This window comes from Streptomyces klenkii (assembly GCF_003626645.1).
Classification (GTDB): Bacteria; Actinomycetota; Actinomycetes; order Streptomycetales; family Streptomycetaceae; genus Streptomyces; species Streptomyces klenkii.
Map to the genome: position 1 here is coordinate 347537 of NZ_RBAM01000003.1, position 11743 is coordinate 359279.

General features: G+C 74.1%; 11 protein-coding genes. 8 read left to right on the top strand and 3 right to left on the bottom strand.

Annotated features, from left to right (window positions below):
- Window positions 1–166: 166 nt before the first annotated feature.
- A complete protein-coding gene (locus D7231_RS08285; protein WP_120754290.1) occupies window positions 167–877 on the bottom strand; it encodes a class I SAM-dependent methyltransferase in 711 nt (236 codons plus the stop codon).
- A gap of 86 nt (window positions 878–963) precedes the next feature.
- Window positions 964–1590 (bottom strand): DUF3043 domain-containing protein, encoded by a 627-nt coding sequence (locus D7231_RS08290; protein ID WP_120754603.1) that lies wholly within the window; start codon window positions 1588–1590, stop codon window positions 964–966.
- Between the two features lie 289 nt (window positions 1591–1879).
- Here D7231_RS08290 and D7231_RS08295 point away from each other — a divergent pair, with 289 nt between their 5' ends.
- The 6 genes from D7231_RS08295 (at window position 1880) to D7231_RS36445 (ending at window position 8327) form a co-directional block, all read left to right on the top strand.
- The gene (locus D7231_RS08295; protein ID WP_120754291.1) at window positions 1880–2680 is read left to right on the top strand and encodes a PspA/IM30 family protein; all 801 of its coding nucleotides are present in this window, start codon (window positions 1880–1882) and stop codon (window positions 2678–2680) included.
- A gap of 57 nt (window positions 2681–2737) precedes the next feature.
- Window positions 2738–3016, top strand: coding sequence for a PspA-associated protein PspAA (gene pspAA, locus D7231_RS08300; protein ID WP_120754604.1), 279 nt, complete (start codon window positions 2738–2740; stop codon window positions 3014–3016).
- A 100-nt stretch (window positions 3017–3116) separates the two neighbouring features.
- Entirely contained in the window at window positions 3117–4343 is a 1227-nt protein-coding gene (locus D7231_RS08305; protein ID WP_120754292.1) for a sensor histidine kinase, read from the top strand.
- A 361-nt stretch (window positions 4344–4704) separates the two neighbouring features.
- Entirely contained in the window at window positions 4705–5751 is a 1047-nt protein-coding gene (locus D7231_RS08310) for a nicotinate-nucleotide--dimethylbenzimidazole phosphoribosyltransferase (RefSeq protein WP_120754293.1), read from the top strand.
- Window positions 5752–5826: 75 nt separating this feature from the next.
- Window positions 5827–7593 carry a phosphatidylglycerol lysyltransferase domain-containing protein gene (locus tag D7231_RS08315; RefSeq protein ID WP_120754294.1) on the top strand — a complete coding sequence of 589 codons (1767 nt, stop codon included), beginning with the start codon at window positions 5827–5829 and terminating at the stop codon, window positions 7591–7593.
- Window positions 7590–8327, top strand: a complete 738-nt coding sequence (locus tag D7231_RS36445; RefSeq protein ID WP_158673727.1) for a hypothetical protein — start codon at window positions 7590–7592, stop codon at window positions 8325–8327. The genes D7231_RS08315 and D7231_RS36445 overlap by 4 nt, the downstream gene beginning before the upstream one ends.
- Here D7231_RS36445 and D7231_RS08325 read toward each other — a convergent pair.
- The gene (locus tag D7231_RS08325; RefSeq protein WP_120754295.1) at window positions 8294–9031 is read right to left on the bottom strand and encodes a hypothetical protein; all 738 of its coding nucleotides are present in this window, start codon (window positions 9029–9031) and stop codon (window positions 8294–8296) included. The two genes, D7231_RS36445 and D7231_RS08325, sit on opposite strands and share 34 nt — an antisense overlap.
- Window positions 9032–9105: 74 nt before the next feature.
- Here D7231_RS08325 and D7231_RS08330 point away from each other — a divergent pair, with 74 nt between their 5' ends.
- Together D7231_RS08330 and D7231_RS08335 are read left to right on the top strand one after the other, a co-directional pair.
- A complete protein-coding gene (locus tag D7231_RS08330; protein WP_120754296.1) occupies window positions 9106–9903 on the top strand; it encodes an adenosylcobinamide-GDP ribazoletransferase in 798 nt (265 codons plus the stop codon).
- Between the two features lie 175 nt (window positions 9904–10078).
- Complete coding sequence (locus tag D7231_RS08335; protein ID WP_120754297.1) at window positions 10079–11608, top strand: leucyl aminopeptidase; 1530 nt, start codon at window positions 10079–10081, stop codon at window positions 11606–11608.
- The last annotated feature ends 135 nt before the right edge of the window (window positions 11609–11743 follow it).

Sequence of the window (11743 nt, forward strand, 5' to 3'; positions counted from 1 at the left end):
TCGCGGCGGAGAAATGTTGCGCGGCAACGACCGGGCGCGGGCCCCGGCAGGTCAAGGGGCGGCGCCGCGCCCCTTGAATCCGCCGCGGCGGCGATCAACCCCCACCGGGGAACCCGGCGGTGCCGGGCCGAGCCGCACCCGTACGCAACGCGCCCCGGGCGGAGCCCTAGCCGCCCCTGACGCCGCACAGGTGCAGCAGCGCCGCCACCGCGCGATACGGATCCGTACGCCCCGCTCGCTCCTCCGCGAGGAGAAGGCGGTCCAGGGCCGCGCCGGCCGGGGCGGGGCCGCCGTCGGGCACCAGGTCGGTGAAGACCCGCACCCCGTACCAGCCGTGCAGCGGCGCCCCGATGCCGGCGAGCGTGCCGCTGAGCGTCTCCAGGCGGTCGGCGCGGACCTCCAGGCCGATCCGGTTGACGTACGCGGGCGAGTCGAACGCGGCGAGCGCCGTGTCCCAGTCCCCGGCGAGGCCCGGCCGCATGGCCAGGGCGTCGGCGTTGCGCACGAGCAAAGAGAGCAGCCCGCCGGGCGCGAGCACGCGGGCGAGCCCGGCGAGCATCGGATCCGGCTCGGGCACGTACATCAGGACGCCGTGGCAGAGCACGATGTCGAAGGAGCCCGGCGTGAAGTGGGCGCCGGTCTCACGGCCGTCGCCCTCGATGAGCCGCACCCGCTCGCGGATGCCCTCCGGCTCGGCGGCCAGCGCCTCGCGGAGGGCGCCGAGCATCACGGGATCGGACTCCAGGCCGGTCACCTCGTGCCCGGCGCGGGCCAGCCGCAGCGCCTGCGTGCCCTGGCCGGGGCCGACGTCGAGGATGCGCAGCCGCCGCCCCACGGGGTAGCGGGCGCTTATCTGCTCGTCGAGCTGGCGGGCCACCAGCTCCTGACGGACGGTGTTCCGTAAGCCCCCGAGGCCCCGCAGCCAGCCCTCCGCGCCGGCGCCGAAGCCGGGAGCGAAGGCGCTCAGGACTTCTCCCCGCGCGGCTTCTCCCCGCGCTTGACCTGCGGCTTGGGCAGACGCAGGCGACGCATCTGGAGCGTGCGCATCAGGGCGTAGGCCACGGCACCGCGGGTGTTCTCGTCAGGGAAGCGCTGCTTGAGGACGCGCTTGAGGGAGATCCCGGTGATCAGGGAGTTGATCACGATCAGGGCGATCACGATCATCCACGCGAGCAGCACGTACGTCTGGAACGCGCCGCGGTTGACCATGCTGAGGATCAGGATCACCACGGCGAGCGGCAGGAAGAACTCGGCGACCGAGTACCGCGAGTCCACGAAGTCGCGGGCGAAGCGGCGGACGGGGCCCTTGTCGCGCACGGGCAGGTAGCGCTCGTCGCCGTTGGCGAGGGCCTCGCGCTGCTTGGCCATGTCGACGCGGCGGGTCTCGCGGGCGCGCTTGGCCGCCTCCTTGCGGTTGGCGGGCGTCGACGCCATCGCACGGCGCTGCGTATTGGCCTCGCTGCGCTTGGGGGTCGGGCGGCCCTTGGGGGCCTGCGGGTCACGGGGCTGCTGGGACGTCTCGGGCCTGCCCGCGGTCACCTTGGCGGCGGCGGCCTGCTCATCCTTGGAAGTGGAACGGCTTCGGAACACGAAACCCAAGGGTACGGGGTACGGCAAGGGGGGCGCGGTCCGCGGCGGGGAACGATCCGGCAACGGCGGCCGTTTCCCTGGTTGTTCCCCGGTTCTCCCCGGGGCGATCCCCAGGTCGTTCCCCGGGCCGGCGTCTACTCCCTGCGCCGGAGGGCGGCGGCCTCGTGATCGTCCTGGAGGAGGAGCGCATCCGCGCCCGAACAGTGCGGTAATGGAAGCAGGGCCCGTACTGTGGGGTCTGCAAGGTGTGCTGGAGCCGTAGTCCGTCAGAAGGGGGCGCGCGAGGCCCATGAGCGGTGTCATGAAGCGTATGGGAATGATTTTCCGCGCGAAGGCCAACAAGGCCCTGGACCGGGCCGAGGATCCGCGCGAGACCCTCGACTACTCGTACCAGAAGCAGCTGGAGCTGCTCCAGAAGGTGCGCCGCGGCGTCGCGGACGTCGCCACGTCCCGCAAGCGCCTCGAGCTCCAGCTCAACCAGCTCCAGGGCCAGTCCTCCAAGCTGGAGGACCAGGGCCGCAAGGCCCTCGCGCTCGGCCGCGAGGACCTGGCCCGCGAGGCCCTCTCCCGCCGTGCGGCCCTCCAGCAGCAGGTCAGCGACCTGGAGACGCAGCACCAGACCCTCCAGGGCGAGGAGGAGAAGCTCACCCTCGCGGCGCAGCGCCTCCAGGCCAAGGTCGACGCCTTCCGTACGAAGAAGGAGACGATCAAGGCGACGTACACCGCCGCCCAGGCCCAGACCCGGATCGGCGAGGCCTTCTCCGGCATCTCCGAGGAGATGGGCGACGTCGGCATGGCCATCCAGCGCGCCGAGGACAAGACGGCGCAGCTCCAGGCTCGGGCCGGCGCCATCGACGAGCTCCTCGCCTCCGGCGCGCTCGACGACCCCACGGGCATGGCCAAGGACGACCTCACCGCCGAGCTGGACCGCCTCTCCGGCGGCTCGGACGTGGAGCTGGAGCTCCAGCGGATGAAGGCGGAGCTGGCCGGCGGCAGCGCTCCGAAGCAGGCCATCGAGGGCGGCAACGGCGCCGGCGGCCAGGCCGCGCAGCGCTCCGAGCAGGAGCGGCCCCGCTTCGACAAGCAGTAGTTTCGCGGTGTGAGCACCGCTCACCCCGGCACCGACCCGACCGAGGGAGAGACCGTCATGATCGTACGGATCATGGGGGAAGGGCAGTGGAAGCTCGCCGACAGCCACTTCGCGGAGCTCAACAAGCTCGACGACGAGCTGCTCGAAGAGATGGAGGGCGGTGACGAGTCCGGCTTCCGGCGCACCCTCGGGTCGCTGCTCGAGGCCGTGCGCCGGCTGGGCACGCCGCTGCCCGACGACGCCCTGGAGCCGTCCGAGCTGATCCTGCCCGCTCCCGACGCCACGCTCGACGAGGTCCGGGAGATGCTCAGCGACGACGGTCTCATCCCCGGCTGACCGGCCGGGCCCGCTCCGCCCGCCACCGGTGACTCCAGCACCCGCCGCGCCCCCGTCCCCCGTCCGGGAGACGGGGGCGCGGCCACGAGACGGGATCCCGATGAGCTCCCTCGCCGTCCCCGGCATAGCCCGCCCGCACCGGTGGCTGCGGGCGCACCCGCTCGCCGCCGACACGCTGCTGGCCCTCTTCGCGTACGGGGTCGTCGTGATCGGCTCGTACGCGGGCCGCGGCCACGCCTCGCCCGCGCCCGGGCCGGGCTTCCTGCTGCTCTCCGCGCTCGCCTGCGGGGCGCTGGCGGTGCGGCGGTCCTTCCCGCGGACGGTCCTCGGCGTGACGTCGGCGCTGACCCTGGCCGAGATCGTCGTCCACCGGGGCGGCCAGCCGCGCACGCAGATCGCCATGGCCGTCGTCGTCGCGCTCTACACGATCGCCTCGCGCACCGAGCGGCCGGCGGCGTGGCGGTTCGCCCTGGCCACGGTCGCGGTGCTCACCTGCGCCGTCATGCTCTTCGGGATGCCGCCCTGGTACTCCCCCGAGAACCTCGGGCTCTTCACCTGGACCGCGCTGGCCGGCGCCCTGGGGGACGCCGTCCGCAGCCGGCGGGCCTACGTCGCGGCGATCGAGGAGCGGGCGGTACGGGCCGAGCGGACGCGGGAGGAGGAGGCGCGGCGGCGGGTGGCGGAGGAGCGGCTGCGGATCGCGCGCGAGCTGCACGATGTCGTCGCGCACCACATCGCGCTGGTCAACGTCCAGGCCGGGGTCGCCTCGCACATCATGGACAGCCGCCCCGACCAGGCCAAGCAGGCCCTCGCGCACGTACGGGAGGCCAGCCGCTCGGCGCTGTCGGAGCTGCGGGCGACGGTCGGGCTGCTGCGGCAGTACGGCGACCCCGAGGCGCCGACGGAACCGGCGCCGGGGCTGGGCGTCCTCGGCCGGCTCGTCGACGGGTTCGCCCGGGCCGGGCTGAAGGTGTCCGTCACGGGCGCGCCCGGGGAGGCGCTGCCGGCCGCGGTCGACCTGGCGGCCTACCGCGTGGTGCAGGAGGCCCTGACGAACGTGCACAAGCACGCGGGGGCGGGGGCGCGGGCGGAGGTCACCCTGAACCGGGGCGCCGACGCGCTGACGGTGACCGTCGTGGACGACGGCGCGGGGTGCGCGCCGCCGGCCGGTGCCCCGGCCGGCGGACACGGCCTGCTCGGCATGCGCGAACGCGTCACGGCCCTGGGCGGCACGTGCGAGGCCGCTCCCCGCGAGGACGGCCCCACGGGCTTCCGCGTCCACGCAACGCTCCCCCTACGGGGGCCGCTGGGCCCTGACGGGGCATGACCCACCGAGGCCGCTCAGACCGGCCGGTCAAGGGCGCCCACGCCCTTGAACCCGCCGCCGCGGTGCGAAGCCCCCACCGGACGTAACCGGCGGTGCCGGACGGGCCTTCGCCCCGGGGTCGATCGGCACCGCCGAATCCCCCGGCGGGGGCTGAGCGCCGCTGCGGCGGAGGGATTGTTGCCGGGCGGCATCCGATCGAACCGCTCACACCGGACGTAACCGGCGATGCCGGACGCCGGCCGATCGGGACCGCTCACACCGGCCCGTCAAGGGCGACCGCGCCCTTGGCCCCGCTCGCCCGCCGCAGGCTTCCCCGTGCCGTCCAGGTCTAGCCGGGCCCCGGCCGGGTAGGCTCCGGCGGATGAGCGGTCTGAATCTTGATGACTTCGCCACGCTGATCGAGCGCCCGGACCCGGGCGTCCGGCGGGACGCGGAGGAGCGGCGGGAGCGCCTCGGGCTGCGGCCCGCCGCGCTGGGGCGGCTGGACGAGCTCGCCGAGTGGCTCGCGGCCGCGCAGGGGGCCGTGCCGGTCAAGCCGGTGGAGCAGGTCACGGCGCTGGTGTTCGCGGGCGACCACGGCGTGGCGAAGCTGGGCGTGTCCGGCGGCCCGGAGGAGGGCGCGGCGGAGCTGGTCAAAAGGGCTCTCGCGGGCGAGAGCGCGGGCGCCGTCCTCGCCCGCCGCGCCGGCGCGCGCCTCCGCATCGTCGACATGGCCGTCGACTGCGACCCCGCCGAGCTGCCGGAGGAAGTGACCCGCCACCGCGTCCGGCGCGGTTCCGGCCGTCTCGACATCGAGGACGCGCTGACGGCCGAGGAGGCGGAGGCCGCGTTCCGTACGGGCATGGCGATCGCCGACGAGGAGGCGGACTCGGGCACCGACCTGGTGGTCCTGGGCGACCTGAGCGTGGGCGGCACCACCGCCGCGGGCACGCTGATCGGCGCGCTGTGCGGCACGGACGCCTCGGTGGTGACGGGCCGCGGCGGCTTCGGCATCGACGACCTGGCGTGGATGCGCAAGTGCGCGGCGATACGCGACGGCCTGCGCCGGGCCCGCCCGGTCCTGGGCGACCAGCTGGAGCTGCTGGCGGCGACGGGCGGCGCGGATCTGGCCGCCGCCACGGGCTTCCTGCTCCAGAGCGCGGTCCGCCGGACCCCGGTGATCCTCGACGGAGTCGTCTCCGCGGCGTGCGCGCTGGTCGCGCAGCGGGTCGCGTTCCGCGCCCCGGACTGGTGGCTGGCGGGTCAGGCCAGCGGCGACCCGGCGCAGGCGAAGGCGCTCGACCGGATGGCGCTCAACCCTTTGCTCGATCATGGCGTCACTGTGGGCGAAGGGACGGGGGCGCTGCTCGCTCTGCCACTGGTGCAGGCGGCCGCGGCCCTGGCGGCGGAACTTCCCGAGCGCGGCTGACCTCCCCGGCGGCCGGCGTGGGGGGAGCACGGAAACGGAACCCGTCGCAGACAGTGCCCTGAACGGTTGTCTTTCATGGGAGAAGTCCGCTTGACTCCGGATGAGGTCGCGCCGGGCGGCCAGAGGCCACGGCGCGCCGCCGCTTTCGCCGTGTGGTACCTGCGCTGCGTCACGTTCGTCAATCTGCTCAGCGCGGTGTGGGTGTCGTTCGGCGCGGGCATCCGGCACCACAACGAGGACGAGTTCTTCACGCCGTACTTGCTGACGGCGGGCTTCGCGTCGGCGCTGTGGTCGTTCGTGATGGCGGTGACGCTGCGCCGGCGCAAGCGCGCCTCCTGGATCCTGAACCTGGTGCTGTCCGGGCTGTTCCTGGTGTTCATGGCGACGCTCATGTTCGACCCGGAGTTCAACGAGCATGCGCTGAACTGGTTCTCGCTGGTGGCCACCGGCCTCTTCGTGGCCGCGCTGCTGGCGGGCCGCACGGAGTTCTACGCCAAGGGCGACCGGTCGAACCCGAAGCTGGCGGCGATCGTCGCGGTGGTGGGCCTGCTGGTCACCTCGCTGACGGCGGCCCTGCTGGTGCGGGCGGCGAACGACGCCCCGGACGAGTTCCGGGCGTCGTTCTTCGACCGCTGGCACTACGGCTTCATGCGGCTGATCTCGCTCCAGGTCGACGAGAGCGCCTATCCGGGCCTCAGCGTCCCGGGCTGGGTGGACGTCACGATCAACGCGATGAGCACGCTCCTGCTGCTGCTCGTGGTGTACGCGGCGTTCCGGGCCCGGCGCGCCACCGACCCGCTCACCGCCGGCGACGAGGAGAGGCTGCGCGCCCTGCTCGACCGGCACGGCGACCGCGACTCGCTGGGCTATTTCGCGCTGCGCCGCGAGAAGAGCGTGATCTGGTCGCCCAGCGGCAAGGCGGCGGTGACGTACCGCGTGGTGGGCGGGGTCTCGCTGGCCTCCGGCGATCCGATCGGCGACCCCGAGGCCTGGCCGGGTGCGATAGAGCCGTGGCTGGCGGAGGCGCGCGAGCACGGCTGGATCCCGGCGGTGATGGGGGCGAGCGAGGAGGGCGGCACGATCTACGCGCGCCACGGCCTGGACGCCCTGGAGCTCGGCGACGAGGCGATCGTGGACACCGCGGAGTTCACCCTCGACGGCCGCGCCATGCGCACGGTCCGGCAGGCGTACAACCGCGTCAAGCGCGCGGGCTACACGGTGCGGATCCGGCGCCACGAGGACATCCCCGACGACGAGATGGCGCGGCTGCTGACGCGCGCCGACGACTGGCGCGACGGGGCGACCGAGCGCGGCTTCTCGATGGCGCTCGGCCGGCTCGGCGACGCCCTCGACGGCCGCTGCGTGATGCTGGAGTGCCATGACGGCGAGGGCGAGCTGCGGGCGCTGCTGAGCTTCGTGCCGTGGGGGCCCAAGGGGCTGTCGCTGGATCTGATGCGGCGCGACCGCGACTCCGAGAACGGCCTGATGGAGTTCATGGTCATCGAGCTGTTGCAGCAGGCGAAGGGGCTCGGCATCACCCAGGTGTCGCTGAACTTCGCGATGTTCCGGTCGGTCTTCGAGCGCGGCTCGCGGCTGGGCGCGGGGCCGGTGCTGCGGGCGTGGCGCTCGCTGCTGAGCTTCTTCTCCCGGTGGTGGCAGATCGAGTCGCTGTACCGAGCAAATGCGAAGTACCGCCCCATCTGGGAGCCTCGTTTCATGCTGTTCGAGAAGAGCAGCGATCTGCTGCGGATCGGCATCGCGAGCGCACGCGCCGAGGGCTTCCTGGAGGCCCCCGGCCTGCCCAAGTGGCTCAACCGCAAGCACCTGGAGAGCCGGCGATGAACCGGGCGGCGCTGCGTCGCGCCGCGCGCACCGAGTGGGGCCCGCTGGCCGGGACCGTCCGGCGGACGCTCGTACGCAAGGGGATCCGGGCGATCCCGATGACGCTCGCGGCCGTCGCGCTGACGGCCGTCTTCCAGATCGTCCAGAACCAGTCGTGGGGCTTCGAGCCGGTGCAGAAGATCGGCTCGGTGCAGGCGCAGCTGACCTGGTGGGTCGCCCTTCTGCGGACGCCGCTGTCGTTGTTCGTCCCGGCGCTGGACCTGCCGGTGTGGGGCGCGCTGGCGCAGGTCCTGCTGGTCTTCGGCATCGCGGAGATCTGCCTGGGCCGGTGGCGCACGCTGGCCATCTCGTACGTGGCGACGCTCGCCGGGACGATGTACGCGCGGCTGGCGATCCACATCGGGCCGGACTCGGTGTTCGGGCTGCCGGCCGAGGCCGCGAAGGTCGTGGACACCGGCCCGTCGGCGGCCGTCGTGGGGCTGGCGGTCTTCGTCACCTGGCGCTACCGGGCCTGGTGCACCTGCGCCGTGGTCGTCGTGGCGATGGTGACGGAAGCGCTGCTCAAGCCGAATCTGGCGGGCAAGGAGCACATCGCGGCCGTGGCCGCGGTGCTGGTGGTGTGCGCGGTGGACGAGGTGCGGCGAAGACGGCGCGCGGCCCGCGCGGACGGGGGCGTTCCGCCGTGCGGGCGCGGTCACGGTCAGCGGTCGGGGGCGCCGGCCAGCAGATCGTGAATCCTGTTGCGGACCGCTTCCCAGCGCGCGTCGTGCCGGTAGGCGCGCACGCGGGCCCGGCGGCGGGCGCGCGGGCGGTGGCGGTAGAAGCGCCGGGCCCACGGTGAGCCGGGGCGGGCCAGGCGGACGGCCCCGACGAGGGCCACGAACGGCACCACCGCGCCGAGCAGGGCGATCCGCGGCTTGCCCTTGGCCAGGGCGAACAGCGCGATCAGGAAGTTGATCAGGACGTTGACGACCACGAGGCCGCGGTCGTGCAGCTCCTCCGGGGTCAGCTCGTTCACCCCGAACGGCAGGAATCCGGCCAGGACGAGGCCGACGAGGGCCGCCGTCAGGACGACGATCTCCACGCTCTTGCGGCCCTGCTCCGTCCAGTAGACGTCGTCCAGGTGCAGGACGAGTGCGAACTCGTCGAGGACGAGGCCCGCGCCCGTGCCGAACAGGACGGCCGCCGCCATGGCCCCGAAGCCGTGCCGGCCCGAGGCGACGGCCCCGAAGCCGCCGATCACCGTGAGCACGACGCCCGGCACGACGTGGTGGACGTGCAGCCCGCCCGGGCTGATGTTGCGGAAGGGGCCCCGGCCCGCGCGGATCAGGCGGGTGATGACGCGGGTCACGAGGAAGGTCAGGACGAACGCGCTCAGGGCGAGCAGCAGGGGCAGCTTGCCCGGTTCGACGATGTTGCGGCTCAACCACTGGCCCATGACGCTCGCACCCGCTCCCGATCGGCCCTCACCGGCAACCTACTGCCCGTGGGTGGCCGGATAGTGTGCCCGCGATGACCGACACGACACCCGGGCGCGCCACTGCCGGCGACGCCCTCCGCTTCGCCTTCGGCACGCTCACCGTGCTGCCCGTCCGCCTCACGCGCTGGGACCGCGCCGCGGCGCGCGGCGGCATGCTCGCGGCGCCGCTGGCTGGGCTGGCGGTGGGAGCGGCTTCCGCGGCGGCCGGCCTGCTCCTCCTGGCCCTGGGCTCGGGCCCGCTGCCGGCGGCGGTGGCGGCGGTCGCCGTACCGGCGGTCCTCACCCGCGGCCTGCACCTGGACGGGCTGGCGGACGTCGCCGACGGGCTGGGCAGCGGGAAGCCGGCGGACGACGCGCTGCGCATCATGAAGCAGTCGGACATCGGGCCGTTCGGCGTCGTCACGCTCCTCCTCGTCCTGCTGGCGCAGGTGGCGGCGCTGTCCGGGGCGTACGCGGCGTCGCCGCTGCGGGGCGCGCTCGCGGCGCTCACGGCGGCCGTGACCGCCCGCTGCGCCATGACGCTCGCGTGCCGCCCGTCCGTGCCGGCGGCCCGGCCGGAGGGGCTGGGGGCCGCTGTGGCGGGCGCGGTACCGGCCGGCGGTGCGGCGGCCGTGGCGCTGGTGGTTCCGGCCTCCTGTGCTGCCTGGGGCGCCTTCCTGGGCCCGTACGGGGCGGCCCACGCGGCCGCTGCGGCCGCTGCGGGCCTCCTGTGCGCGGAACTCCTCCTGCGGCGCTGCGTACGCCGCTTCGGCGGCGTGACGGGAGACGTCTTCGGCGCCCTCGCGGAAACGGCGGCGACGGCGGCGCTGGTGGCCCTGACCCTGGGCTAGGCGGGCACCGGCGGCCGGGCCGTCCGCCGGGCCGCGTCGCCGGCCCGGCCGAAACCGGCCAAGTCGACACGACACCGCCAAAGCCCCCGGCAGAGGCACCGCATACGATGCCCGGGGTGCGGCCGGCCCACCCGCTCGGCCGAGGAAACTCAACGGAAGTAGGGACCCCACCACCGTGTCTGCTCTGACTCTCAGCACTTCCAGTGCGGCGACGCTGCGCGCGGACGCCATCGTCGTCGGCGTGGCGAAGGGCCCGAAGGGCCCCGTCGTCGCCCCCGGCGCCGAAGCCGTGGACAAGGCCTTCGACGGCAAGCTGGCCGGCGTCCTGGAGACGCTCGGCGCCACCGGCGCCGAGGGGGAGAGCACCAAGCTCCCCGCCCCTTCCGGGCTGAAGGCCCCGGTCGTGCTGGCGGTCGGCCTCGGCGACGCCCCGGCGAAGGACGACTCCTTCGGCTACGAGGCCCTGCGCCGCGCCGCGGGCACCGCGGCCCGCGCGCTGACCGGCACCAAGAAGGCCGGCTTCGCCCTGCCCGTCGAGGACGCCGAGGCGGCCTCCGCCGTGGCGGAGGGCGCCCTGCTGGGTGCCTACTCCTACCGCCCGGGCGGCAACGGCTCGGCCAAGAAGGACGACAAGGCCGCTAAGAGCGCTCCGCTCGCCGAGATCGCCCTGCTCGGCGCCAAGCCGCGCGACAAGGCGTTCAAGGCCGCCGCCGACCGCGCCGTGACCGTGGCGGACGAGATCAACAAGGCGCGCGACCTGGTCAACATGCCGCCGAACGACCTCGACCCGAAGACGTTCGCCGCCGCGGCCCAGACCGCCGGCAAGGAGTTCGGCCTCAAGGTCGAGGTGCTGGACGAGAAGGCCCTGCTCAAGGGCGGCTTCGGCGGCATCATGGGCGTCGGCCGCGGCTCGGACGCCCCGCCGCGCCTGGTGCGGATCGCCTACACCCACGCGAAGGCGGAGAAGACCCTCGCGTTCGTCGGCAAGGGCATCACGTACGACTCGGGCGGCATCTCCCTGAAGCCGGCCGGCCACAACGAGACCATGAAGTGCGACATGGCCGGCGCCGCCGCCGTGTTCGCCGCGGTCGTGGCGGCCGCCCGCCTGGGCCTGAAGGTCAACGTGACGGGCTGGCTCGCCCTCGCGGAGAACATGCCGTCCGGCTCGGCCACCCGCCCGGGCGACGTCCTGAAGATGTACGGCGGCAAGACCGTCGAGGTCCTCAACACGGACGCCGAGGGCCGCCTGGTCCTGGGCGACGCCCTGGCCCGCGCCTCGGAGGAGAACCCGGACGCGATCGTCGACGTCGCGACCCTGACGGGCGCCATGGTGCTCGCGCTGGGCAACCGCACCTTCGGGATCATGGCCAACGACGACGCGTTCCGCACGTCGCTGTACGAGATCGCCGAGGAGGTCGGCGAGCAGGCGTGGCCGATGCCGCTCCCCGCCGAGCTGCGCAAGGCCATGGACTCCCCGGTCGCCGACTTCGCCAACATGGGCGAGCGGATGGGCGGCGGCCTGCTCGCGGGCATCTTCCTGAAGGAGTTCGTGGGCGAGGGCATCACCTGGGCCCACCTGGACATCGCGGGCCCGGCGTACCACGAGAGCGCCCCGTTCGGCTACACCCCCAAGGGCGGCACCGGCTCGGCGATCCGCACCCTGGTCCGGCTCGCGGAGCACACCGCCGCCGGCGACCTCGGCTGAGCCTCCCGCGAGGCTCGCACCGGGCTCGTACGCGCTCCGTACGGCCGCCCGGCCCCGCGGCTTTTGCCCGGGGCCGGGCGGATTCCGTTCGCCCGTAACGAAAACCCCGGCCCGTACGCGCGAGTAACCCCCGAA

Bases quoted from the DNA above. Each gene is read 5' to 3' on its own strand.
- D7231_RS08315 (WP_120754294.1), top strand. From the start codon at position 5,827: ATGGGAGAAGTCCGCTTGACTCCGGATGAGGTCGCGCCGGGCGGCCAG.
- pspAA (WP_120754604.1), top strand. From the start codon at position 2,738: ATGATCGTACGGATCATGGGGGAAGGGCAGTGGAAGCTCGCCGACAGC.
- D7231_RS08310 (WP_120754293.1), top strand. From the start codon at position 4,705: ATGAGCGGTCTGAATCTTGATGACTTCGCCACGCTGATCGAGCGCCCG.
- D7231_RS08305 (WP_120754292.1), top strand. From the start codon at position 3,117: ATGAGCTCCCTCGCCGTCCCCGGCATAGCCCGCCCGCACCGGTGGCTG.
- D7231_RS08295 (WP_120754291.1), top strand. From the start codon at position 1,880: ATGAGCGGTGTCATGAAGCGTATGGGAATGATTTTCCGCGCGAAGGCC.
- D7231_RS36445 (WP_158673727.1), top strand. From the start codon at position 7,590: ATGAACCGGGCGGCGCTGCGTCGCGCCGCGCGCACCGAGTGGGGCCCG.
- D7231_RS08325 (WP_120754295.1), bottom strand. From the start codon at position 9,031: ATGGGCCAGTGGTTGAGCCGCAACATCGTCGAACCGGGCAAGCTGCCC.
- D7231_RS08330 (WP_120754296.1), top strand. From the start codon at position 9,106: ATGACCGACACGACACCCGGGCGCGCCACTGCCGGCGACGCCCTCCGC.